This is a genomic window from Bacillus sp. M13(2017), assembly GCF_002218325.1.
GTDB lineage: Bacteria > Bacillota > Bacilli > Bacillales > Bacillaceae_G > Bacillus_A > Bacillus_A thuringiensis_K.
Map to the genome: position 1 here is coordinate 1 of NZ_KZ268513.1, position 23425 is coordinate 23425.

Consider the following 23425-nt stretch of genomic DNA (forward strand, 5'->3'; position numbering starts at 1 on the left):
CTATAATCATAAAAGAATTAAGGCAAAATTAAAGGGTATGAGCCCAGTACAATACCGGGCTCATACCCTAGAGGCTGCCTAATGAAACGACCTGTCTAACTTTCGGGGGTCACTTCATAAAGAGAACTGACTTCTATTTGGATCATTATAGTTACTATAAAATTTTCACTTTAACAGTTTGTCTTCCCCAATTCATAGCTTTACTTTTTGAACCCATTAATACATCAATACGATTACCTTTAATTGCACTTCCAGTATCACCAGCGATAGCTTCTCCATAACCTTCTACCCATACTTTAGATCCTAACGGGATTACTTTCGGGTCAACTGCGATAATTCTCATATTCGGATTTGCCGTTAAATCATGCCCCATCGCAGTTAAAACGCGTCCACCATATGTACCATTTTCACTTGGATCAGCAGTATACGCTGTCGCTACTACCGTTAATTCACGTTTAGCAGACTGTATGTTGTTTTTAGATGTTTCTTTCGCTCTCTCTTCTTCTTTAGCCTTTGCTATTTCTCTTGCTTTTTCTTCTTCTTTAGCTTTTGCTATTTCTCTTGCTCTCTCTTCTTCTTTAGCTTTTGCTATTTCTCTTGCTTTCTCTTCTTCTTTAGCTTTTGCTATTTCTTGCTCTCTCTCTTCTTCTTTAGCCTTTGCTATTTTTCTTGCTTTTTCTTCTTCTTTAGCTTTTGCTATTTCTCTTGCTTTCTCTTCTTCTTTAGCTTTTGCTATTTCTCTTGCTTTCTCTTCTTCTTTAGCTTTTGCTATTTCTCTTGCTTTTTCTTCTTCTTTAGCTTTTGCTATTTCTTGTGCTTTTTCTTCTTCTTTAACTTTTGCCTCTTCTTTAGGCTTTGCTATTTCTTTCGCTTTTACTTCTTCTTTAACTTTTACTTCTTCTTTAACTTTTACTTCTTCTTTAGGCTTTACTATTTCTTTAGGCTTTACTATTTCTTGCACTTTCGGTTCTTCTTTAACTTTTACTTCTTCTTTAGGTTTTACTATTTCTTGCGCTTTCGGTTCTTCCTTAACTTTTACTTTCTCTGATACTATTGCCTCTTCTTTAGGCTTTACTATTTCTGGTGCTTTCGTTGTTTCTTTCACTTTTGCTACTTTCTGCGTCTTTACTTCTTTCTTTTCTTTAACTGATTTTTGTACTTTCGCTACTTGCTTTGTTTTCTCTTCAGTTTTCTTTTCAGTTGGTGCTGTACTTGATAGGAAAGAAACGTTTGCATAAGCAGTTTTTCCTTTATACTCAAATTGCAGCCATCCGTCTTTTACTTGATGCGTTGATTCAATTACATCATCTTTTTTTAGTCTGCCAAGAATTTCTGAATCTGTGTTTGCTTCAGTACGTACATTTAACAAATCCGCCGTTACATGATACACATCTTTTGTAAACTCCGAACTAACAAACACTTCTTTACCGTTTAACTCAATTTTTGACCAGCCATCTTCGGTATTTATGACTTTTAACTCTTGCCCATTCTTTACTTTTTCGACCACTTTTGATTCTGTAGTCGGTTTTTCACGTACGTTAAGTACATCTGCTGTTACGATTGTTTCTGCGGTAGCAGTTGTGGTAAACGCCCCCAATCCAAAAACAGTTGCGGTTGCTGCGCCAATTACTTTTTTCATATTAGCCTCCATTATATTTTTTTGAATTTTATCAAATGCCTCCGTAAAATTGTATAATTTTACATAATATCAAAACATTTGCAACAATATATTAATATTGTTTAATATACTGTTATTAAAACTCCTTACTCCAATACTATCAAATTCTCATTTCTAATTCTATATATTATAGATCTCCTTATCTTTTATAAAAGCTCCATGCCCTTCTTCACACTAAATAGTTGTGGCAATTCCCGCCAAAAATAAACTTACGATTGCTAAAATTTGAGTAGCGACTATAGCCCCTCTTAAATGAAACTTATAATCTTTATATCCTTTCATACCTTCCGTACTAGGAATCACAACAAACCTTGGAGTAATCCAGCAAAAAATTAGCCAATCAATTATAAGTAAATCTACTAAATTGAAAATCATTAAAATACCAAAAGTGTGTAAATAGGCATCCATATACATTAATTTTTCATGCTTATGTAGTATATATGTAGAAACGAAGGGACTACCGAAAAGAATAGTATTATATACAATATTAAAATAAATGGTTTGCTTTCTTTCATGAATCGATTTTGGAAAAACTACTTTTTGAATATCTTTCGGATAATCAGTTAACGAAAGTCGAGGATTATAATATAAGGACCCTAAAATCATTACGGATAGTACAATAGACATGATGACACCAACGTACATCATTTGCTCAAATTGATTCATATGCTTCATTCACCCTTTTCTGTAATTACTATGATGGTCATTCACTTAATTACATATTGTATGTACGTATATAATCAAAAATTAACAACTAGCTTTAACACCAAAGCAAAATTGTTGCAATGCAAATGTAAATTTAATACAGTGGAAGCCTAATTGATACAGATAGGATTGGTGAAACCTATGAAAATTGAACATATTGCAATTTGGGTAAATGACTTAGAATGTATGCGTGATTTTTATATAAAATACTTTAACGGTAAAGCAAACTCGTTATACCATAATGAAATGAAACAATTTGAATCTTATTTTATCACGTTCGAATCTGGAGCAAGGCTTGAACTTATGCGTAAAAAAGGGGTTGAAAATAAGCCTAATTTAAACATAACTGGCTATGCTCATATGGCTTTTTCTGTCGGTAGTGAAGAACGAGTGAATGAACTGACAAAGGTGATAAAAGATGCTGGTTATCCTTTATTAAATGGACCACGTTTTACTGGAGATGGCTATTATGAAAGTGTAATAGGTGATCCAGAAGGCAATCAAATAGAAATTACGATTTAACTTACCCTTTTTTACCACCTCCATATTTTCCCGCGGATTAGGCGGTGCTGTTGCTGAGGTGCCAAATGGGGCAACTGCTTACTTTTACCGAAAAGCACTATCAAACATGTCAATATTCGCTACTTGGGAGCAACCAGAAGGTGCCGCTGGAAGTATTCGATGGGTTGAAGACTTCCGCTTAGCGATGCTTCCATTTACAAAAGGTGTCTACGTTAATACGCCTGACCTATCCATTAAAAATTGGCCAGATGCATACTTCAGTTGTAACTTTGACCGATTAATGAAAGTAAAAGCGAAATATGATCCGAAAAATGTTTTTATCTTTCCGAAAAGTATTCCGCTTTTTTTAAATATACACTCCACCTAATCTATCTAAATGCAAAACATCCATTTTTAAAAATGGATGTTTTGTAAAAAAGAAGTTTACATAATATAATTATCAATCACTTATACCGAATAACTATTCAATCATCGAAAGTAAAACGTTCTCAATCTCTTTTTTAGACAGCATACTATCATTTATATACACTTGATATGCATTTCTCCCTTCCCTTGCTGGCACAATTATTTTCATAGCCCTTACATTCGATTCTTTATACTCACCGAATGTAACGTCATAGCCATTTAATTTATATTTCTTTATATTTCCAGTAAAATTAGGTCCTCTTTCAGATGGTTTATCAAATGGTCTATCAATAAAGTAATCTTTATATTCTCCTTCAACAATTTCTAATTGATGAATTGTAAAACCTAATTCTGCCTCTGAAGTATGTGGCTGTTTTTTTACATTTTGTTTTTCATATCTCATCGTAATAAGTGGCATAGGTTTTCCTAGTGTTGCTTCAGCTTTTACCTCTTCAAATACTAATTGATGTCCAACTGGAATATATGTTGGATGCTTGATTGGAAAACCAGTTATTTGTTCAGCTTGTTCAAATGTATAGGTAAAATGTTGATCTATTCTTTCTTCATATGTATGTAATTGTTCCATTACCGCTCTTTCTCTCATTTCTTCATCAGCATTTAGACGATTTGTAGCTGTATATTGTCTCTCACCATTCTCTACGACACTTACTTTTTTATAAAAATAGTACGATTCCTGTAATAAAGTTACATACTTATCAAAATCCTTTTCTGTAAATATACTTTTAGCAATTTCTATACGTTCCATTACGCCATTATAACCATCCTCAGTCATTCCCATATCTTGTCTTGCTTTTTCTGGTGTCCCTACAATTTTATCCATTAATGTTGTACCTGCAAAAGTACCGGTCGGTATTAAAATTGCCGCAGCTACAAATCCAAGCAATAATTTTTTCTTCATAGAAATCTTCCTTTTCATTTTCGACAGTTGGTATTTATAAAAAGAGTTTTTCACTTGATTATCTAGATTTGGAGACGGGTCTAGACTCTCTGCTTTTCTTTTTAGTTCATTCGTTACATATCTCTCAAAATCCATTTACTTCTTCCTCCCTTTCGTTTGGCATTTGTTCCATTTCCATTCTTAATCGTTTTAGTGCTGTGTGTAGTCGAGATTTCACTGTACCAATAGGGATTTGAAGAAGTGTAGCAATTTCATCCAAGCTATATTCATGGAAGTAACGCATAATGACTACTTCACGATGTTTATAAGATAAATTTTGTACAACTTCTACTAATTCACTTCGTGTTTCTTTATGTAAAATAGCTTCATCCATTAAGTAAGGCCGATCTTGTTCATACATTTTCTTCTTTTCAAAGATTCGAAATCGTCGCCACGATTTACGACGCCAATCCTGTACTTCCTTGACAACTAGTCCATGTAACCAAAAACGAAATGAACGATTTATATCATAGTTTGTTATGGACTTCCACATATTGATGTACACTTCATTAACTATATCGTCTACATCTTGGTTTTGACTTCCTACTAAAAATACTACTGTTCTATAAATATCTTTACATGTATATTCATAAATAATTTGAAAGGCTTCTTGGTCCCCAGACCCCATTTTATATAGCCATTCTTTTAATTGTACTTCATCCAAAGCTCCGTTCCCCTCTCATAATCTTTCACACTATATTCGCTCGTTTTTCACAAAAGGTTCATTTTACATGAAAATTTATTTATTACAATAAAAATATAAGGTATATTTTTATGAAAAGGAGGAATTCAAGAATGAATACAGAGGATAAAATTTACGCTGAAAAAGTGTTAAAAAATCTCTTTATCGGATCACAAGTTGATGGATTACAATTTGGTATTTCTTCAGGCACTATAAAGATTCAGTTTACAAACTTTCACGACTCCGTTGATTATGACGGGCAATTATATATCAATATCGAATCAAAATGGTGTTTATTTCATAAACCTCAAAAAAGATACCCATTAAATGAAGATGAATTTGAAGATTATTCTGAGGAAGAAGAATATGAGAGAATATTTGAGATAAGAAGACAAAAAGTTACCGATATACAACTCGGCTTAGAAAGCCCTCATTTAATTATTAATTTAGAGAGCGGACAAATTATTTTTGTAAATGGTTTTCATGATTATTATGAATGTTGGCAAGCTGGTGTCCTATGTGAGCAATGGCTTGTAGCCGCTGCACCTGGGAATGAAATCGCCACTTGGACTCCTGATGAGTTCATCGATAAATAAACTGTTTTCACGAAGAAAAACCGAAAATATTTTATGAACTACATAACTATTTCTATTACACTTAAACGAATAGACATTTTACTTTAATAGAAATCATTTTATTAAATTTGAAAGGATGATAATGATGGCATGTGTCCATGATTTTGGAATAATTGACGAATTTAATTCTCAAAAAAGTTACAATGATTATACACCAGAGAAATATTATTGTATTTCTGTTGCTGATGATATTATCAGTAGCTTAAGTCGAAATTTATCAATTATGAAAACCTACTTTCATACAGTCAAAAATCAGGAATACGGTTTAGCTTATTACGGTATTACAATTATCCCGCCTGAATCATTAGCAATTTTCTATGAAACAGTTACATCTTCAAAGTTCTTCAAAAAATCTGATGAGCTGAATGAGTTAGCTTCAAAAATTGTACAAGCTGCAGCAGAACAGAAGTACATGATCCATTATGGGGTTTAAATGTAATTCAAAAAATGCTTAGGATTTCTCCGAAGCATTTTTTGTATGTTACTAATACATTTATTCCTTAACCATTTAGTCAATTCTTGAGCCTATGGTCCCTTCTTTTACAAGTGAGGGCGCCCATATTAATCTAAATAAGCGTCTCATTTCCAATTTTCCAGCTAAACCATCTCCCGTGTCCTTCTGTTTCTCCAACCGTTTCACGATATTCGTTTCCGTTAATATAATAATCAATATGAAGGTCACGATCCCACATATTGTTATACAGGTGGAATACATCACGTTTTGCGCCGATTTCTTGTATTTGTTTTTCTAATTTCTGTTTAACTTGTTCTGGTATTTGATTTGCGACGTGTGTATGGAAAATACAAATAACAGCTTCTTCACTTATTTGTTCAATAATAGATGATAATAGCTCTACACCGTCTCCTTCTATTAATTGGACAGATTCATTTTTCACTAAAGATGCAGCTTGATCAAACATCTCAAGCCTTTCTTTATGTTCTGGCCAAATTAAAGCACGTAACCATAAATAATCTTCCTCATTATGTAAATCATTCACATGTAAGTCCAGTCCGATTCTTTCTACGACAGATGGGCTTTCTTTTAGAAAATGCGGTACATTCTCCCCTCTTATTTCAGAAGTTACATGCACATTTGAATTTATATTTCCGTACATTTCATCCGTCCCGTACGAATAACGATATTGGTCCCAGAACAGTTGCAACCCAGAACTTGTCCCAATTTCAATTAACGCTAACGGCTTCTTCACTTTGTTAAATATGTAGCAGAAACTTGGGTATAAGTATGCGCACCGTCTTACTTCATTTGTTTGAACGAGTTTCGTTTGTAACAAAGTAATGATTTCTTCTCGGTACTCTTTACAGAAATCTTTAAAATGATTAAAAGCTTTATCTAAATTTGTATCAACATATTCGACTAAGCTACTATAATACGTTTTTAAATAATGTTCTTTCCCTGCTAGCAATAAATAATGTACTGCACCTAATAGTAAGTTTGGGACTGGTTGACCTACCTGAGCATAGGAAGATAGTGTAAGTACTTCCTCATCTTCAGCAATTTTTATCGATAAATATTCATATAAATCACTTGACCCTTTACATTCCTTTATTGAAAAGTTTCGAAATAAGTTTGAAATTTGCTCTTTTGTACGCATTAAAATCCCTCCTTTTTATTTTTCAGAATAATCTTACCATTACAGAAAGAATAATCCCATAAAAAGGTACTCGATCTAGTCACTTAAGGATACGTAAGCTTTTTCGAGATAATTTCAAACTGTAATTTTTTTCTATTTACCACCTTAAAAGAGCTTGTTAAATAAGATTTTTAGCGAATAAAACGTTAAATAGTTTAAAATTATCAGATAACACTAGATATTTTAGTCTATTAATTATTATAATAGAGTATGAGATGGTTATATAATTGAGACAAAAAAGGTATACACCTAGGTGGGGCCTAGGCGGTGTTTCTCTTTTACGGCTTAGACATAGAAAACACCTACACTTTTTTGCCAATATAGGGGATGGAGAGATTATCATGAGCAACATGCAGCAAAAAACAGACGTTATCTTAATTGGTGCAGGAATTATGAGTGCAACGTTAGGCTCATTACTAAAAGAATTAGCACCAGAATGGGAAATTAAAGTTTTTGAAAAACTCGCAAGTGCCGGGGAAGAAAGCTCTAACGAATGGAATAATGCAGGTACAGGGCATTCTGCGCTATGCGAACTGAACTATACTTCCGAAAAAGCTGACGGATCTATAGATATTAGTAAGGCTGTAAAAGTGAATGAGCAATTCCAGCTTTCAAGACAATTTTGGGCATATCTTGTAAAGAGCAAATTAATTCGTAATCCACAAGATTTTATTATGCCACTACCTCATATGAGTTTAGTACAAGGGGAAAAAAATGTTGAGTTTCTAAAAAACCGTTTTGAAGCGCTTTCAAAAAATCCACTCTTTCAAGGAATGGAATTTTCTGATGCTCCTGAAACATTAAAAAAATGGCTTCCACTCATTATGGAAGGCCGCACATCTAATGAACCGATAGCGGCAACGAAGATTGACTCTGGAACAGATGTTAACTTCGGTGCATTAACACGTATGTTGTTTGATTACTTAAAAACAAAAAATGTCGAGCTAAACTACAAGCATAGTGTCGAAAATATTAAGCGCACGAAAAATGGTTTGTGGGAAGTAAAAGTACACGATATGAATAGTGGTAAAATTGAGCATCATACTGCTAAATTCGTATTTATTGGCGGCGGTGGCGGTAGCCTACCTCTACTTCAAAAGACTGGTATCCCTGAATCAAAGCATATCGGTGGCTTCCCAGTAAGTGGACTATTTATGGTATGTAAAAACCAAAAAGTTGTAGAGCAGCATCATGCGAAAGTGTACGGTAAAGCTAAAGTTGGCGCTCCGCCAATGTCTGTACCTCATCTAGATACGAGATATATAGACAATAAAAAAGCTTTACTGTTTGGACCATTCGCAGGCTTCTCACCTAAATTCTTAAAAACTGGCTCAAATCTTGACTTAATCGGTTCTGTAAAACCGAATAACGTCTTAACGATGTTAGCCGCTGGTGTAAAAGAAATGGGACTTACAAAATACTTAATTCAGCAAGTTATGTTATCACATGAAAAACGTATGGAAGAATTACGCGAATTCATTCCGAACGCGAAAAGTGAAGATTGGGATATTGTAGTTGCTGGACAACGTGTACAAGTAATTAAAGATACTGATGCTGGCGGTAAAGGAACACTTCAATTTGGTACAGAAGTAGTAAGTGCAGCTGACGGCTCAATCGCCGCATTACTAGGCGCATCACCAGGTGCTTCTACTGCTGTTCACGTCATGCTCGAAGTATTAGAAAAATGTTTCCCAAGCCGCATGGTAGAATGGGAAGAAAAAATAAAAGAAATGATTCCTTCATATGGCATTTCACTAACTGAAAATCCAAGATTGTTCCAAGATCTTCACACTTCTACTGGTCGTACACTTGGATTAAACGAAAAAGAAACTGTTCATAATTAATGCAGAAATAAAAAAACGTCCGATATATTCGGACGTTTTTTTGTCTACTAAAAATTATACTTATCAATATTATCTTTCGTAAATACAACTCGTTCTGGTAATACGATAATTCCGTTCCCTTCTGCCTCATAATCATATCCTTGAATGGAGTTTGGCTCTACTTTCACTTTTCCAATTCCTTTTACTTCGAAGCTATCCCCTACTTTTAACTTCTTCCCTTTTACAACAATTTCATTTGCTACATACGTTGCGAGAGCACCTTGTTGTTTTACATCCCATAAACCAAATTGTTGTACTGTTCCTCGTTTTACATAATCACGCATAACGTTCGGTGTAGAAAATCCAGTTAACACTACTTTTTTATCCATTTTTAAGTTTTCAGCTGCCTGCGCCATTGCTGGGAGTGCTGTTGCATCTGGACAAATAACTGCGTTAATATCTGGATACGTTTTTAATATGTTCTCCCCTACGGATAAAGATTTTTGTGCATTATTTTCACCGTACTGCGTCGTTACAATTTCCCAGTTCGGATATTTCTTTTTAATAATTTCTTTCGCTTTCGTTACCCATTGGTTTTGATCCGTTACTGTCGGGCTAGAATAAAAGAATGCTACTTTTCCTTTATCTCCAATTTGCTTAGAAGTCATTTCTATTAATAAGTTAGCAAGTTGGTCTGGTGTTCCTTGGCTTATATAAAAAGAACGATCTTTCGGATTCACATCAGAATCCCATGTTAAGACGGTCATTCCTTTTTTCTTAGCACGTTGTAGTGATTGCGATAAACCATCAACTGATGTAGAGGAAACCATAAGTGCATCATAGTTTTGGTTAATAAAATTATTTATATACTTTACTTGCCCTGATACACTCGCTTCAGACGGCCCATCATATTTCACTTGTACGCCTAGCTTCTCTCCCATCTCCTTTGCTCCTTCACCGCCCGATGTAAAGAAGCCAACTCCTGTTAATTTCGGAATAAATGCAAATTTCACATCATCCGCTTTTTTCTTATCTACCGTTTGACTGGAACAAGCTATTAAACCAATTAGGCAAATACATACGATCAATACAATCCCTAGTTTTCTCTTCATGACATTTCCCCCTTATGCAAACTCTGTCTTTTTCCCGCTAAAAATTGATGTAATTTGAAATGTCTCATAATAACTGAAAGAATAAGGATAATACCAATAACTACGTTAGATTGTTCATTTGTTAAACCCGTCATTTGCAAGCCATACTGCATGAGCCCAATGAAAATACTCGCCAGTACAGTACCGATAATGCTTCCTTTTCCGCCTGTAATAAGTGTACCGCCTAAGACGACTGCTGTAATGATTGGTAATATTGTTTCGCTTCCTATATCAGCACGTGCAGAACTGAAATATGCAGTTAAGAAAGCTCCTCCTAATCCACCTCCTAACCCAGAAAGTATGTAAGCAATGATTACTACTTTTTTCGTTTTAATCCCGGTGTATTTTGCTGTATTTTCATTCGCGCCTGTTAATTTTACGTGGCGCCCATATATCGTTCGGTGAAACAAAATCGTGCATACAATTGTTAATAAAATAAGTAGCCATAATAAATTGGGTATTCCTATAAAACTACCATTTGCTAGTTGTACATAAGTATCAGGTAAACCGCTTATCCCTTCATATCCAGAAGCACCTGCCCCTCCTGAAATGACGAGTGCAATTCCTCCGTATAAAAACATCGTTCCGAGTGTAACGACTAGTGGTTCTACATCTGTCAATTTTATAATGATTCCGTTTAAAGCTCCTGCTAAGCAACTGACTATAAGTGCCATTATTACTGCTAGTAAAATATGAATTCCATTCATCCAAAACACACCAATTAAAATCGAGGTTAGCCCCATAATTGATCCTACAGATACGTCAATTCCTCCTGTTACAATAACGAAAGTCATTGGAATTGCCGCGATTGCTATGAATAGAAAATCATTTGTACTAAAAAGGAGATTACTAATATTTAAGAAATTGCTGTTTATAAAACTAAAGAAAATGAATTCTATAAGAAGTAATATGATTAACACACCTTCCCATTTGTAAAAATACTTCATAGATTCATTCTCCTTTCTGCTTTCCACTTCTTCATGACGCTATCTAATATGATAATAAGTAATAGTAAAAAACCTGAAATAGCATTATTCCAAAATGCTGGTATTTTTAAAAAGATAAGTGAACTGCTTATCACTTCTAAAAACAATGCTCCTAGTGCAGCTCCAAATATAGAACCTGTTCCTCCTTTTAGATGAATTCCTCCTAGCACAGCAGCTGCAATCACCTGTAGTTCTATTCCTGTACCAGTTTGATTTGGAACGAACCCGATATTCATAACAAATATGCAACCAGCGATTGCCGCACTTATGCCCGATACAATAAACGCATTTATCTTCACTTGATTAACAGGTATACCAATGAGTCTCGCACCATCTTCATTGTCACCTACCGCATAGAAGTATCTTCCGTAAGGTACCTTCCTTAAAAAGAAATATAGTAGTAATAAAACAATTAGAATACCCCATACAGTTATCGGCAGACCAAGTATGACGATAGATGAAAGTTTCTTAAAATTATTTGGAATATCTTCAATCCACTTCCCGCCTGTGAAGATTAACATTGCACCCCTAACAATTCCTAGCATCCCTAATGTCATAATAATGGCTGGTACCCGAAACTTTGCAACGCCAATCCCGTTTATGAAACCAATACTAGCACCAAGCATTACAGCAGCAAAAATTGACAAGAATGTATTATACCCGTTCGTTAACAACATCCCGCAAACTGCCGCGCTTAATCCCATAATTGAGCCAACTGATACGTCTATATTTTTCGTAAATAAAACGAACGATTGGCCAATTGCTAGAACGACTAAAATAACGCTTGATTTCATTATTAAAGATAACGAGTTAAACTGAACAAAACTAGGATTTATTATACCGACAATGGCTATATAAATTAGTAGTAACAGTATGATAGACGTTTCATGCATTTTTAACATGCGTTTCATTCCGTTACACCTCCGTATGCAAAGCGTGTAACTTCATTCACACTCAGTTGTTCTTTTTCCATATGAGAAACAAATCGCCCATTTCTCATTACATATACACGGTTTACTAATTGGACAATTTCTTCAACATCTGAAGAGATTAATAAAATTGCGAGTCCTTCCCTTTTCATTTTTTTTATCGTCTCATACACTTCAAGCCTTGCTTTCGCATCAATTCCGCGAGTCGGCTCATCAAGAATAATAATTTTAGGATTACATGCAAGATACTTCGCAAGCACGACCTTCTGCTGATTACCTCCTGATAAAGATGCCAATTCTTTATTCATATTCTGTACAACAATTCGGAACTGTTCTATAAACGAATTAACTAAAGCGCTTTCTTTTTCTTGATTTATAAAAAAGCGATTATTTTGATATAAACTTGCTGCTGCAATATTTTCTTTAACAGAAGCAATTGAGAAAATTCCATTCCTCGCCCTATCCTCTGGCACATAAACTAGTCCTTCGTCTAGCCTTTTATGCAAAGAACACGTATCAATTGATTTTCCACCCAATAAGATAGACCCTGATTTTATAGTTTTCAATCCAAATATCGCTTCTGCTAATTCCGTTCTGCCAGATCCTATAATGCCAGCAACACCTACAACCTCACCCGCATGTACAGTGAATGATATATTTTCGAATGCGTGACCATTTATATCAACCACTTCTAATATTTTTTTCGTCTTTGCTGTCTCTTGAACTACTTCTATTTTCTCTTTCTGTTTATATCCTTTTGGCAATAGTCCCTCCATCAGCATGTCATATGTATAGTCACATACATCACCTTGGCTTACAACCATTCCATCACGTAGTATTGCTACTTTGCTGGCAATTTCAAAGATTTCTGGAAATCGATGCGTAATATAAATCATCCCAATTCCTTTTTCTTGTAAACTTTTCATCAACACAAAAAGACTCTTAATTTCATGTGTTGTTAATGTCGATGTTGGCTCATCTAGAATAAGAATCTCAGCTTCTCTTATTAATCCTCTAACGATTTCTACTAACTGTTGTTGCGCAATCGATAATGTTCCTCCTAGTTTATTAAGGTCAATATCCCATCCTAAGCTGCTAATCAATTGCTGAATCTGTACTTTTAGTTTCTTTTTCTTTTCTTTTAACCCAATACATATATTTTCTTCAATGGTCATATGCGGAAAAATGAGCGGTTCTTGTGGTATTAAATAAATCCCTTCTTGGTGTGCTTCTTTTGGATTTGCAAACTGCTGTCTCTTTCCTTTCACATACATTTCTCCACTATCATACGAATATAACCCCATTAATATTTTCATTAATGTCGATTTCCCGGCGCCATTTCCACCAACTAAAGCGTATATATCACCATGCTCTACTTGTAAGTTCACTTCCTTTAGCACAAGTTGATTCGAAAACGCCTTACTCATTTTCTTCACTTGTAATAAGGGCACATTCTCCACATGATGTCACCTGCCTTTACCCAGAACATTTTTTGAGAAAATGATTATTTGTTCTACTTGTTTTGTAGCATTGTATATTCCTTTTTTCATATCTAGAACACTTTTTTCAATGTACTATTAATCGTTTCAACTGGAATAAACAAAATATGTGACACATATGTTTAAGCATTGGTCAATTGTTGAAAGGGATGAAGAGTATGTCACAGCTGAACTTTGAAGAAAATTTATTAACTAAAGTAGCCTGGTACTATTATAAAGATCAATTAACACAACAAGAGATTGCTTCACTTCTTCATATTTCAAGAAATAAGGTTGTCCGGTTATTAGATAAGGCACGCAGTGAAGGTATCGTTACATTTCACGTAAAAGGAACCGGTTTGCATTGCTTGAGCATTGAACGTGATTTAATGAAAAAGTTCTACTTAAAAGATGCTTTCATTATCCCTACTCCAATAAACAATTATGCTACTTCTCTCGGAAAAGCCGCTGCACAATATTTAGAGACTCATCTCCAACAAGGTGATTTACTCGGCATCGGCTGGGGTGAAACGATAAGTAAAATGCTAGAAAACATTCATTTTGAAAGTTCTATTAATCTTTCATTCGTAACGCTAACAGGCGGAGTAAACCACTATCTCCCAAGAAAACAAAACTATTTACACTACATGCAAGGTGATCTTCATATTATTCCTACTCCTTTTCTAGCATCTTCTACTGAAATGGCACAAAGTATTTTATCAGAACCAAGTGTGAAAGATATGCTTCATGTCGCTTCACTTGCACATACAGCAGTTGTCGGTATTGGCGGGTTATCTCAAGACGCTACGATTGTAAAAGAAGAAAAATTAACGCTACGTGAAATGACATATATTCGAAGTCAAAACGGGGCGGGCGATATTTTAGGACAGTTTTATAATACGAATGGTGATTTATTAGAGCTCTCGCATCACAATCGTCTAATTGGCACGCCTCTCTCTATTTTGCGCAATATGAATCATGTCGTTGGTGTTGCTGGAGGTACAGAAAAGATAGATGCAATTTATGGTGCCTTAAAGGGAAAGTTCATTCATACATTAATTACCGATGAGGAAACGGCCCTCTCCTTATTACGAAAGGATGGTGATTGTTAATGTCTCATTTATTAGCTTTTGATGCTGGTACAGGAAGCATTCGAGCTGTTCTTTTTGATTTACTAGGTAATCAAATTGCGGTCAGTCAAAAAGAATGGGTTCATAATACGGATCCTCGTTACCCAGGTTCTATGAATTTTGATGTAATAGAAAACTGGAAGCTAGTACAACAATGCACGAAAGAAGTTTTACAAAGAAGTAATGTCACGCCTTCTTCTATTCAAGCTATTAGTGCTACTAGTATGCGGGAAGGTTTTGTTTTATATGATAAAAATGGGCAAGAAATTTGGGCTTGTGCAAATGTTGATGGGCGTGCATCCGCTGAAGTTAGTGAGCTAAAAGAAATACGGTCACATCTTGAAGAAGATTTATATACTAGATCTGGTCAAACTTTTTCATTAGGTGCTTTACCTCGCCTACTTTGGATTAAAAAACATGAACCAGACGTCTACAACAATATTCACTCCTTTACGATGTTAAATGATTGGATTTTGTATAAATTAAGCGGCGTACTGCAAATCGACCCTTCCAACGGTTGTACGTCTGGAATCTTTGATTTACAAAATAGAAATTGGGATAACGATGTCGCTAAAGAGTGTGGTATATCTTTGCCATTTTCACCAAAAGTAAATGAAGCTGGCACTGTGATTGGTAATGTTACAAAAGAGTGTGCAGCACTAACTGGTTTACTTGAAGGGATTCCTGTCGTCGCTGGCGGCGGTGATGCTCAAATGGCAGCACTCGGGACTGGAGTCGTAAAACCAAATCAAACTTTAATATGCGGCGGCAGCTTTTGGCAACAGGAAGTGAATATTGCAGAGTCAACAACGGATCCAAATGCTGCAATTCGAGTAAATTGTCACGTCGTTCCGAACCTTTGGCAATATGAAACGATTGCCTTTTTCCCTGGCCTCGTTATGCGTTGGTTTCGAGACGCTTTTTGCCAAGAAGAAAAAAAGCTCGCTGAAAAACTCGGTGTAGACGCTTATGAATTATTAGAAGAACAAGCGAAAGACGTTCCTGTCGGTTCATATGGTATTATCCCTACTTTTTCAAACGTTATGAACTACATTTCTTGGCGTCATGCCGCACCTTCATTCTTAAATTTAAGTTTAGACGCTGACAAATGCGGAAAAAAAGAAATGTTCCGTGCTATTGAAGAAAATGCCGCCTTCGTTACACTTGGAAACTTAAAACTAATTGAAAATCTTACTGGTACATTCCCTTCTGAAGTCATTTTTGCTGGCGGTGCCGCTAAAGGGCAACTATGGCCACAAATTCTATCAGACGTTCTCGGCATTCCTGTAAAAGTACCAGTTGTGAAAGAAGCAGCTGCTTTAGGAACTGCAATTGCTGCTGGAGTTGGCGCTGGCATATATTCATCTATGGAAGAGACTGCCGAACAATTTGTACAGTGGGAAAATACATTTGAACCAATCACTGAAAATCACGAGCTATACAAAGAATTCTATGAAACATGGAAAACCGTGTATAGCAGTCAGCTCGCTTTAGCTGATAAAGGACTTACAACACATATGTGGATTGCGCCTGGTGCACTGTAACACATTTACATAAAGGAGTGAACTGTATGTTAAAAGCGAATGAAAATGATTTCTCCTATCGCTTCGGTGATAACGGGCCGAAATATTTAATACAAGGCCCGAATATTGATCTTGGTCTTGTTGTCATTCAGCCTGGGCAAGAGTTTCAAAATCATTACCATACAACGTGTGAAGAAGTTTTTTATGCGTTAGAAGGTGAAATAGACTTCTATGTAAATAACGAAAGAGTTCCGATTAAACAAGGTGATGTCCTGCAAGTTCGCCCTCATGAATCTCACTATCTGATTAACCATTCTGACAAACCTTTTAAAGCTGTTTTTATAAAGTCACCACATTTACCAAATAAAGATACGGTACAAAAGGAAAATCCAACATTAACGAAGGAGTGATTTGGAATGACTTGGGGATTTAAAAATCGATTAAATACAATTTTACCTGATGGCAGAGCGGTAATGTTAGCGATAGATCACGGCTACTTTTTAGGGCCAATCCACGGGCTTGAACAGCCACTTGAAACTGTTAAAAACTTACTTCCTTACACGGATTCTCTCTTTTTAACACGTGGTGTACTTAGCTCCTGCATTCCTGAAAACTGCAGCACACCGATGGTTATGCGTGTATCTGGCGGCGCTACTGTCGTCGGTAAAGATTTAGCGAATGAAACAATTGTTACACCTGTGAAAGAAGCAGTGAAGCAAAACGCAATTGGCGTTGGCGTTTCTGTTTTTGTCGGATCAGACTATGAAACACAAACTGTTTCGAATCTCGCAAATGTAGTCTCTGAAGCTCACGATTACGGCCTACCTGTACTCGGCATTACCGCAGTCGCAAAAGAATTACAAAAACGTGAAGCTCGCTTTCTAGCACTTGCTTCCCGCGTATGTGTTGAAATGGGTGCTGATATTATTAAAACGTATTACTGCGAAGGATTCGAAAAAATAACGAGCACATGCCCTGCCCCAGTTGTCATCGCGGGCGGCCCAAAACTAGATTCAATTGAAGATGCATTAAACATTACGTACAATGCACTGCAAGAAGGTGCAATCGGCGTAGACATGGGCCGGAACATATGGCAATCTGAACATCCTGCTGCGATGATTCAAGCGATACATGGTATTGTGAAAAATGGATTGAATGTGAAAGAGGCGCTTGAACTTTATAATGACGTGAAGAATTAATGTGAAAAGACAGACTATTTATTAGTCTGTCTTTTTTACTTTACAGTGAAACTTTCTTAATCCGTCTTCTAATATGATACATATTTAAATTTTATACACCTTCAAATGATTACTCTTGATGATCACTATTAAGCTTTGAAACTTTCTTATCTTCTCTATAATCAAGACAAGACACTTCAATTAATAAGCCATTAAATACTGTAAAATAAAAACCATAACTACTACCTCTCATCGAATAAGGTTCCTTGTCTATTTCAATGCCGCCGGCTACTAAACGATTATACGCTTGATCCACTTCACTTGATGTATCCACTAAAAAACCAATATGAAAAGCTTCCGGATACGTAACTTCCTTATTCCCCTTAAATGCCTTTGGATCACTTAGTACAAGTATAAATCAACTCTCATCACTACTAGTGCCTTTCCCTTTTGCTCCAAAAATTGAAAATCAAAAAATGTTTCAAAAAAATATGTCGCTTCTGATAAAGTGAAACTTTAATTAGTGGGGTTTTATTCATCCCCCACTGATTATTAGTTGAATCAATCGGGCTTTTACGAGCAGTTGATCCCCCACCTAACTTCTTTTCTTTAGCTGAATTTTGAGGTGGGGGTCTTACTGCCCGTTAATGCGGGATAAATCATCAACACATAAATTTAAATGATTCAGCTTCATGTACTCATCTCCTTTTAAACAGAGGGTATATAGACTCATTTTCATAACACTTAAATATGTAAGACAAGATATTCAAGCGTTCCATCTAAGACCATGCTTTATAAGTCTAATATTTTTTCTATAGCCTAGAACTTTTTTTAAATGAATGAAAAATTTTCTATCATTCCCATCCCCCAGTATTAAAAAAGAGGATACATGTTTGCTTCTACAACATGTATCCTCTGCTTGTATATTACGACTGTTGATAAGCCGCTTTCGATGATTTCACATAATAAACCGCATGATCCACATTAATAATATGATCTGGTTTTGGTTTACCACGGCCCGCTCTATGTCCAGCTAAGTGTTCTTCACTTGTTTCCCAGTTTTTCCATGCTTCTTCCGATTCCCAGCGAATCATAACGACAACTTCTTCGTCTCCTCGTCTTACTTTTTTCACAAGAACACTCAAGTCGATAAAGCCTTCAAATTTTTCAATAATACCTTCTCCAGTGAAACGTTCTACAACTATATTTGATGTACCTTCTTTTACTGTAAATGTTTTCGTTTCGATAAACATATATCCCACTCCCTCTTTGTAATACGAATACTACTATTCTTCTATTATAATTGATTATGATAATTATTTTCAATTGTAAAGTTTTAATTTTTTGAATTATGCTGATTTCTTTTCTATCGCCTCATCTAAAAATTTGAAATATGGAAGTAACATTCCTATTAAAGAGGTGACACATATAATTGCACCGATGATTAAATATAGCACTCTTACTCCCCACATTTCACTCAATATTCCCCCTACTAACACACCTAACGGCATAGCGGATCGTATGAAAAATAAACGCACTGAAAATACTTGTCCTATCATATTATTCGGCACGGTTTGTTGGCATATTGTTGTGTTATAAACATTGAAAAATGCAATACAAATCCCTGCTATTACTTCAATTATTATTGCAATAATAATACTATGATTGAACCCTAATGAAATGTATGTGAGTCCTCCTATAAACAATCCTCCAAGCATAAGTATACGCCGGCTTTTATATGTTACTTTTCCGACTAATACTGAGCCAATTACATAGCCAAGTGGAAAACCTGCCATGAAATAGCCGTACTCTGCATATCCTGCTGACAGCTCGTCTTTTATATAAGGAAGATTTGTGACCATTGTTACCCCTACTCCAAACTGCACAAAAGTAAGAAATATACCGAGCCAAACGATGATTGGTTTTGTAAAAAAATATGTAAAACCTTGAAGGAATTGTTCTAGCCACGTTTTTCGTATATCTGTTGTAGTTCTCTTTTCTTTTATATAAAGTAAGAAAGCACCACTAACAAATAGACAAATACATACGAAAGATAATGTAAGTTCTGTTCCAATGAAATGAATGACTACTCCACCTAATACTGGCGCAAGAAACATCATGAGACGAGTCATTCCATCAATATACGCATTTGCGTCTTGAAGTTGTTCTTTACTTACAATGCTCGGTGTAATTGCCTGACTCGCAGGTGTATAAAGAGGTGTAATAAGTCCCACTACAATTTGAACAACATAAATATGCCAAACTTCTATACTATCTGTAACTAGCATCACCAAAGGTAATAAGAATACGGATGCTCGTATCCATTGTGAAAAAATCATAATCCACTTCCGGCTCCATTTATCAATAAATGGGCCACTTATTAATTGCAGTATGAGTGATGGGATGAAATATAATAGCCACATACTACTTAAAGCTGTTTTTGACCCTGTTAATTCATAAACAAGAATCGAATTACATAACGTTCCGAAAGCCCCGCCCAATTCTGAAATCGCGCTACCTATCCACATGAAAAAGAACGAACGATTTTTCAATACATTTTTCAATTTCATACACCAACTTTTCTTTTATATTCCTCCCTCTATGTACATTCTCGTTGTTAATTATCTATTCAAAAACATATCTAATTCTTTCGCTAACGACTGTACTGCTTTCTTTCTTAATACATATTTCCCGTCATGTATATCTACTAACTTCGCTGCACGTAACAATTTCAAATGATGGTGTACAGTCGATTTACCGAGTTGCAGTCTTTCTGTAATTTCCTGCAATGTTCTTTCTTTTTCAAACAACATTTTTACAATGCGTAACCTTGCTTCATCCCCAAGCGCCTTATGTTTTTGAACTAAAAAATAATTCGGTTCATATAGATCTTCAGGATGGATGCTTTCGTTTGCAACTGGGTAATGAAATACTTTCGTATCTTCAATATCCGCCTCAATATTCCACGGTCTGTACGTCATTTGCGGGATAAGAAGTACATTATGAACACTTGGTTCTGGCATATAGTTCACACCGCCAGTCGCCCACTCGACGAACTCTTCCGGTTTCATCTTTTTATTCATCTCATTTTTCGCTTCATAGTCTCTTTGTAATATAGAAAGTATTTTCTCTTCCTCTTTCTGAATAACACTCTCATACCAACCTGTCATTACAGCGATTAAATGAGGTTTCAGCACTTGTACATCCACATTACATATAAAACGAATATACGTAGAGAAAAACTGATGATCCTGCGTTAGTTCCTCTAGTTCATGTATTGCAGTTACGTCTCCACTCGCTGCTAAATGTATTTTCTTTTCATGCTTCTCGCCTAAAAACGGTAAACATATATATTTCAAATCTACTTCTGAAAGCGCATTGATTTTAGTATGAAACTGTGATATTTCCTGAAACTCCCCTTTATACAACAACTGAAGTAACGCTTTCCACGTATTATGTTCCTCTACAAACTGTAAGTGCTCTCTCATTTCTTCTGTTAATGATTTCTTAATTTCTTCCCATTCATTTTGACTCTTTTCAAGAGTATCAATTAACCGCTTATGAGTAATCGCAGCAATGCCAAGTGCACATTCGAAAAGTATCGAATATTTCACTTGAACGTTATAAGTTTCTCTCTTTCTACTCGTTATGTGATAGACCTCCATTTTTATCCCTCCTTGTTTGCTATATATTTAATTCTATTTTTATCGAATTATACCTTCTATATTTTTAGAATTATATTACAACTTTAAAAATATTCTAATCAATGAGCAAATAGAAAAGATTTATACTCTTTTTTATTCTGACTCAATTAAAACCTTGATTATTAAAAATGAAAGTTTTTAATGCCTCTTTTATACATTGCATTTCCTTCTCTTGATCAGCTATAAAGAAGGTTTATTGAAGAGAAAAGAGAATTGATTTTATTAAGAAAAATGAATAGGAGGCTATACGAATGGGGAGAAAAGAAATGTTGCAAAATGGAGTCCAACAAGTTTTTTACGAAGAAGAATGGTACCCACCAATATCAGAAGCGTTAAAAAATCTTACTGCTGAACAAGCATGTTGGCAACCAGAAGGTGCTGCCAGTAATACGATTTGGGAAAATGTGAACCATTTATTAATCTTTAAAGAACGCCTACTTTCCCGCTTACATGAAGACAACACATTTGTTGCTCCACAAAATAATGATGAAACCTTTATCCAAGGTGAGCCTAATGATGATAACGCTTGGCAACAAACAGTAAAGCGAACGCTTCAAGTACATGATGCCTTACAATCTTCATTAACCGCCCTTCAAGAAGCAGAACTAGATCAACTAAGTCCTTCTCTACCAGTTTGGCAACAATATATGAATATCCTTTTGCATGATGCTTATCATACAGGACAAATTATACAGCTTCGGAAACTTCAAGGTTCATGGCCAACTCACCGTTCTTATTTATAAAGTGAAATTTTAATCAGCTCTTACCAATCGGGATTTTGCGGCAGCCCATCCCCACCTCACTTCTTTGCTTTCCCTGAATTTTGAGGTGGAAGTCTTACTGCCCGTTAATCCGAGATAAACGATGTTTAAAATCGCATACGTTTAATATCCAACAAAGCAATTGAAAATAGCTACTTGTTTTGTAATTACTGCGATTGCTCAAAATAAAGCAAATTAAAATACGTGAATCCCAAACATCATTTACCTTCTTCATAACTTCTGATCATAATCCAAATTTGGAAGAATAGAGGCTTTTTTATATACAAATAATAAGCCTCAAGGAGTTGTTGACATGTATTTCATATTGAATATGTTAGGGATTTTCGTTGTCATATTAATCGTTTTCTTATGTTCGCCTAATAAAAAACATATAAAATGGAGACCAATTGTAATTCTCATCCTATTGGAGCTTTTTATTACGTGGTTTATGTTAGGCACAAAGCTCGGCAGTATTATCATTAATAAAATTGCGTCATTTTTCAGTTGGCTACTAGCATGTGCGAATGAAGGTATTCGATTTGCATTTCCTTCAGCTATGGAAAGTCAGCACATTGATTTCTTCTTTAGTGCGTTACTTCCTATCATTTTTGTTATTACTTTTTTCGATATTCTTTCTTATTTCGGAATCTTAACTTGGATTATTGATAAAGTAGGTGCAGTTATTTCAAAGATTTCTCGTTTACCAAAGTTAGAAAGTTTCTTTTCGATTCAAATGATGTTTTTAGGAAACACCGAAGCACTTGCGGTTGTTCGTGATCAATTATCTGTTTTAAAAGAAAATCGATTATTAACTTTTGGAATTATGAGTATGAGTAGCGTTAGCGGATCCATTCTTGGTGCTTATTTATCAATGGTTCCAGCAACATATATTTTCAGCGCAATCCCATTAAACTGTATTAACGCATTAATTTTAGCCAATGTATTAAATCCTGTGGAAGTTTCGAAAGAAGAAGACGTTGTTTACACACCTTCAAAACATGAAAAAAAAGATTTCTTTTCTACTATTTCAAACAGTATGTTAGTTGGGATGAATATGGTTATCGTTATTTTAGCTATGGTAATTGGTTATGTAGCTTTAACAGCATGTTTAAATGGGATTTTAGGATTTTTTGTAACAGGGTTAACAATTCAAAAAATCTTCTCCATTATCTTTAGTCCTTTTGCATTTTTACTCGGTTTATCAGGCAGTGATGCTATGTATGTAGCTGAATTAATGGGGATCAAAATAACGACAAATGAATTTGTTGCAATGATGGATTTAAAATCAAACTTAAAGTCGCTACAACCACATACGATTGCGGTTGCAACAACATTTCTAGCTTCTTTTGCTAACTTTAGTACAGTAGGTATGATTTACGGAACTTACAATTCATTATTTGGCGGAGAAAAATCATCAGTCATCGGTAAAAATGTTTGGAAGCTTCTTGTTAGCGGAATGGCGGTTTCTTTATTAAGCGCTATGCTTGTTGGACTATTTGTATGGTAAACATTCTTTAAAACGAAA

24 protein-coding genes and 1 pseudogene are annotated in these 23425 nt (G+C 35.2%); 12 read left to right on the forward strand and 13 right to left on the reverse strand.

All coding sequences use genetic code 11. The features are described 5' to 3' along the window. On the forward strand, nucleotides 1-82 hold an 82-nt coding region (locus CGQ22_RS24110), incomplete at its 5' end, for an IS3 family transposase (protein WP_140420774.1). A 72-nt stretch (nucleotides 83-154) separates the two neighbouring features. Here the strand turns inward: CGQ22_RS24110 and entB are convergent. Further along, nucleotides 155-1639 carry a cell wall-binding protein EntB gene (entB, locus tag CGQ22_RS24115; protein WP_089149461.1) on the reverse strand — a complete coding sequence of 495 codons (1485 nt, stop codon included), beginning with the start codon at nucleotides 1637-1639 and terminating at the stop codon, nucleotides 155-157. A 213-nt stretch (nucleotides 1640-1852) separates the two neighbouring features. Then, nucleotides 1853-2344: a hypothetical protein gene (locus tag CGQ22_RS24120; RefSeq protein WP_001071245.1), complete on the reverse strand. Its 492-nt coding sequence runs from the start codon at nucleotides 2342-2344 to the stop codon at nucleotides 1853-1855. 180 nt (nucleotides 2345-2524) lie between these two features. On the opposite strand from CGQ22_RS24120, the gene CGQ22_RS24125 reads away from it, so the two are divergent. Then, the gene (locus tag CGQ22_RS24125) at nucleotides 2525-2905 is read left to right on the forward strand and encodes a VOC family protein (protein WP_000687533.1); all 381 of its coding nucleotides are present in this window, start codon (nucleotides 2525-2527) and stop codon (nucleotides 2903-2905) included. Between the two features lie 58 nt (nucleotides 2906-2963). After that, nucleotides 2964-3272 carry a BBE domain-containing protein gene (locus tag CGQ22_RS31675; RefSeq protein WP_002164073.1) on the forward strand — a complete coding sequence of 103 codons (309 nt, stop codon included), beginning with the start codon at nucleotides 2964-2966 and terminating at the stop codon, nucleotides 3270-3272. A gap of 93 nt (nucleotides 3273-3365) precedes the next feature. Here the strand turns inward: CGQ22_RS31675 and CGQ22_RS24135 are convergent, their stop codons facing one another. Both CGQ22_RS24135 and CGQ22_RS24140 read right to left on the reverse strand, forming a co-directional pair. Next, nucleotides 3366-4364 (reverse strand): hypothetical protein, encoded by a 999-nt coding sequence (locus CGQ22_RS24135; protein WP_000345240.1) that lies wholly within the window; start codon nucleotides 4362-4364, stop codon nucleotides 3366-3368. After that, nucleotides 4354-4932, reverse strand: coding sequence for a sigma-70 family RNA polymerase sigma factor (locus CGQ22_RS24140; protein ID WP_000344753.1), 579 nt, complete (start codon nucleotides 4930-4932; stop codon nucleotides 4354-4356). The genes CGQ22_RS24135 and CGQ22_RS24140 overlap by 11 nt, the downstream gene beginning before the upstream one ends. A gap of 131 nt (nucleotides 4933-5063) precedes the next feature. On the opposite strand from CGQ22_RS24140, the gene CGQ22_RS24145 reads away from it, so the two are divergent. Both CGQ22_RS24145 and CGQ22_RS24150 read left to right on the forward strand, forming a co-directional pair. Further along, nucleotides 5064-5546, forward strand: a complete 483-nt coding sequence (locus CGQ22_RS24145) for a hypothetical protein (RefSeq protein WP_001090922.1) — start codon at nucleotides 5064-5066, stop codon at nucleotides 5544-5546. Between the two features lie 124 nt (nucleotides 5547-5670). Further along, entirely contained in the window at nucleotides 5671-6018 is a 348-nt protein-coding gene (locus tag CGQ22_RS24150) for a hypothetical protein (protein WP_000752494.1), read from the forward strand. A 133-nt stretch (nucleotides 6019-6151) separates the two neighbouring features. Here the strand turns inward: CGQ22_RS24150 and CGQ22_RS24155 are convergent, their stop codons facing one another. Further along, entirely contained in the window at nucleotides 6152-7198 is a 1047-nt protein-coding gene (locus CGQ22_RS24155; RefSeq protein WP_001259288.1) for a DUF2332 domain-containing protein, read from the reverse strand. 380 nt (nucleotides 7199-7578) lie between these two features. Here CGQ22_RS24155 and CGQ22_RS24160 point away from each other — a divergent pair, with 380 nt between their 5' ends. Beyond that, nucleotides 7579-9081: a malate:quinone oxidoreductase gene (locus tag CGQ22_RS24160; protein WP_089149462.1), complete on the forward strand. Its 1503-nt coding sequence runs from the start codon at nucleotides 7579-7581 to the stop codon at nucleotides 9079-9081. 47 nt (nucleotides 9082-9128) lie between these two features. Here the strand turns inward: CGQ22_RS24160 and lsrB are convergent, their stop codons facing one another. Genes lsrB through CGQ22_RS24180 form a run of 4 tightly spaced genes read right to left on the reverse strand, consistent with a single transcriptional unit; the run spans nucleotide 9129 to nucleotide 13586 of the window. Then, complete coding sequence (gene lsrB, locus CGQ22_RS24165; protein WP_000823668.1) at nucleotides 9129-10172, reverse strand: autoinducer 2 ABC transporter substrate-binding protein LsrB; 1044 nt, start codon at nucleotides 10170-10172, stop codon at nucleotides 9129-9131. Next, nucleotides 10169-11158, reverse strand: a complete 990-nt coding sequence (locus CGQ22_RS24170) for an ABC transporter permease (RefSeq protein ID WP_000873523.1) — start codon at nucleotides 11156-11158, stop codon at nucleotides 10169-10171. Before CGQ22_RS24170 ends, lsrB begins: the two co-directional genes overlap by 4 nt. Further along, the gene (locus tag CGQ22_RS24175; RefSeq protein WP_074593322.1) at nucleotides 11155-12108 is read right to left on the reverse strand and encodes an ABC transporter permease subunit; all 954 of its coding nucleotides are present in this window, start codon (nucleotides 12106-12108) and stop codon (nucleotides 11155-11157) included. Before CGQ22_RS24175 ends, CGQ22_RS24170 begins: the two co-directional genes overlap by 4 nt. Next, nucleotides 12105-13586 carry a sugar ABC transporter ATP-binding protein gene (locus CGQ22_RS24180; RefSeq protein WP_000432622.1) on the reverse strand — a complete coding sequence of 494 codons (1482 nt, stop codon included), beginning with the start codon at nucleotides 13584-13586 and terminating at the stop codon, nucleotides 12105-12107. Before CGQ22_RS24180 ends, CGQ22_RS24175 begins: the two co-directional genes overlap by 4 nt. 197 nt (nucleotides 13587-13783) lie before the next feature. Here CGQ22_RS24180 and CGQ22_RS24185 point away from each other — a divergent pair, with 197 nt between their 5' ends. From CGQ22_RS24185 to lsrF, 4 genes are read left to right on the forward strand one after another with little or no spacing between them, the layout of a single operon-like run. Next, complete coding sequence (locus CGQ22_RS24185) at nucleotides 13784-14716, forward strand: sugar-binding transcriptional regulator (RefSeq protein WP_000080669.1); 933 nt, start codon at nucleotides 13784-13786, stop codon at nucleotides 14714-14716. Then, nucleotides 14716-16278: an autoinducer-2 kinase gene (gene lsrK, locus CGQ22_RS24190; protein ID WP_000018829.1), complete on the forward strand. Its 1563-nt coding sequence runs from the start codon at nucleotides 14716-14718 to the stop codon at nucleotides 16276-16278. Before CGQ22_RS24185 ends, lsrK begins: the two co-directional genes overlap by 1 nt. Before the next feature lie 26 nt (nucleotides 16279-16304). Beyond that, nucleotides 16305-16667 (forward strand): cupin domain-containing protein, encoded by a 363-nt coding sequence (locus CGQ22_RS24195; protein ID WP_000909983.1) that lies wholly within the window; start codon nucleotides 16305-16307, stop codon nucleotides 16665-16667. Between the two features lie 6 nt (nucleotides 16668-16673). Then, complete coding sequence (lsrF, locus tag CGQ22_RS24200) at nucleotides 16674-17456, forward strand: 3-hydroxy-5-phosphonooxypentane-2,4-dione thiolase (protein ID WP_000219774.1); 783 nt, start codon at nucleotides 16674-16676, stop codon at nucleotides 17454-17456. A 109-nt stretch (nucleotides 17457-17565) separates the two neighbouring features. On the opposite strand, the pseudogene CGQ22_RS24205 reads toward lsrF, so the two are convergent. From CGQ22_RS24205 to CGQ22_RS24230, 4 genes and pseudogenes are all read right to left on the reverse strand, one after another. Continuing rightward, nucleotides 17566-17942 (reverse strand): annotated as a pseudogene (locus tag CGQ22_RS24205) (VOC family protein); the annotation flags it as partial. A gap of 419 nt (nucleotides 17943-18361) precedes the next feature. Beyond that, the gene (hmoA, locus tag CGQ22_RS24220) at nucleotides 18362-18688 is read right to left on the reverse strand and encodes a heme-degrading monooxygenase HmoA (protein ID WP_000469496.1); all 327 of its coding nucleotides are present in this window, start codon (nucleotides 18686-18688) and stop codon (nucleotides 18362-18364) included. A gap of 96 nt (nucleotides 18689-18784) precedes the next feature. Then, nucleotides 18785-20005 carry an MFS transporter gene (locus CGQ22_RS24225; RefSeq protein ID WP_089149463.1) on the reverse strand — a complete coding sequence of 407 codons (1221 nt, stop codon included), beginning with the start codon at nucleotides 20003-20005 and terminating at the stop codon, nucleotides 18785-18787. 51 nt (nucleotides 20006-20056) lie between these two features. Beyond that, nucleotides 20057-21100 carry an ArsR/SmtB family transcription factor gene (locus CGQ22_RS24230; protein WP_089149464.1) on the reverse strand — a complete coding sequence of 348 codons (1044 nt, stop codon included), beginning with the start codon at nucleotides 21098-21100 and terminating at the stop codon, nucleotides 20057-20059. Between the two features lie 290 nt (nucleotides 21101-21390). Here CGQ22_RS24230 and CGQ22_RS24235 point away from each other — a divergent pair, with 290 nt between their 5' ends. Both CGQ22_RS24235 and CGQ22_RS24240 read left to right on the forward strand, forming a co-directional pair. Further along, nucleotides 21391-21882, forward strand: a complete 492-nt coding sequence (locus CGQ22_RS24235; protein ID WP_000532729.1) for a DinB family protein — start codon at nucleotides 21391-21393, stop codon at nucleotides 21880-21882. A 331-nt stretch (nucleotides 21883-22213) separates the two neighbouring features. Further along, complete coding sequence (locus tag CGQ22_RS24240; RefSeq protein ID WP_000273601.1) at nucleotides 22214-23407, forward strand: NupC/NupG family nucleoside CNT transporter; 1194 nt, start codon at nucleotides 22214-22216, stop codon at nucleotides 23405-23407. Nucleotides 23408-23425: the final 18 nt, after the last annotated feature.

What these genes read in the sequence shown, in the direction of transcription:
- entB (WP_089149461.1), bottom strand. Translation starts at nt 1,639, where the DNA reads ATGAAAAAAGTAATTGGCGCAGCAACCGCAACTGTTTTTGGATTGGGG.
- CGQ22_RS24120 (WP_001071245.1), bottom strand. Translation starts at nt 2,344, where the DNA reads ATGAATCAATTTGAGCAAATGATGTACGTTGGTGTCATCATGTCTATT.
- CGQ22_RS24125 (WP_000687533.1), top strand. Translation starts at nt 2,525, where the DNA reads ATGAAAATTGAACATATTGCAATTTGGGTAAATGACTTAGAATGTATG.
- CGQ22_RS24135 (WP_000345240.1), bottom strand. Translation starts at nt 4,364, where the DNA reads ATGGATTTTGAGAGATATGTAACGAATGAACTAAAAAGAAAAGCAGAG.
- CGQ22_RS24145 (WP_001090922.1), top strand. Translation starts at nt 5,064, where the DNA reads ATGAATACAGAGGATAAAATTTACGCTGAAAAAGTGTTAAAAAATCTC.
- CGQ22_RS24150 (WP_000752494.1), top strand. Translation starts at nt 5,671, where the DNA reads ATGGCATGTGTCCATGATTTTGGAATAATTGACGAATTTAATTCTCAA.
- CGQ22_RS24155 (WP_001259288.1), bottom strand. Translation starts at nt 7,198, where the DNA reads ATGCGTACAAAAGAGCAAATTTCAAACTTATTTCGAAACTTTTCAATA.
- CGQ22_RS24160 (WP_089149462.1), top strand. Translation starts at nt 7,579, where the DNA reads ATGAGCAACATGCAGCAAAAAACAGACGTTATCTTAATTGGTGCAGGA.
- lsrB (WP_000823668.1), bottom strand. Translation starts at nt 10,172, where the DNA reads ATGAAGAGAAAACTAGGGATTGTATTGATCGTATGTATTTGCCTAATT.
- CGQ22_RS24170 (WP_000873523.1), bottom strand. Translation starts at nt 11,158, where the DNA reads ATGAAGTATTTTTACAAATGGGAAGGTGTGTTAATCATATTACTTCTT.
- CGQ22_RS24175 (WP_074593322.1), bottom strand. Translation starts at nt 12,108, where the DNA reads ATGAAACGCATGTTAAAAATGCATGAAACGTCTATCATACTGTTACTA.
- CGQ22_RS24185 (WP_000080669.1), top strand. Translation starts at nt 13,784, where the DNA reads ATGTCACAGCTGAACTTTGAAGAAAATTTATTAACTAAAGTAGCCTGG.
- lsrK (WP_000018829.1), top strand. Translation starts at nt 14,716, where the DNA reads ATGTCTCATTTATTAGCTTTTGATGCTGGTACAGGAAGCATTCGAGCT.
- CGQ22_RS24195 (WP_000909983.1), top strand. Translation starts at nt 16,305, where the DNA reads ATGTTAAAAGCGAATGAAAATGATTTCTCCTATCGCTTCGGTGATAAC.
- lsrF (WP_000219774.1), top strand. Translation starts at nt 16,674, where the DNA reads ATGACTTGGGGATTTAAAAATCGATTAAATACAATTTTACCTGATGGC.
- hmoA (WP_000469496.1), bottom strand. Translation starts at nt 18,688, where the DNA reads ATGTTTATCGAAACGAAAACATTTACAGTAAAAGAAGGTACATCAAAT.
- CGQ22_RS24225 (WP_089149463.1), bottom strand. Translation starts at nt 20,005, where the DNA reads ATGAAATTGAAAAATGTATTGAAAAATCGTTCGTTCTTTTTCATGTGG.
- CGQ22_RS24230 (WP_089149464.1), bottom strand. Translation starts at nt 21,100, where the DNA reads ATGGAGGTCTATCACATAACGAGTAGAAAGAGAGAAACTTATAACGTT.
- CGQ22_RS24235 (WP_000532729.1), top strand. Translation starts at nt 21,391, where the DNA reads ATGGGGAGAAAAGAAATGTTGCAAAATGGAGTCCAACAAGTTTTTTAC.
- CGQ22_RS24240 (WP_000273601.1), top strand. Translation starts at nt 22,214, where the DNA reads ATGTATTTCATATTGAATATGTTAGGGATTTTCGTTGTCATATTAATC.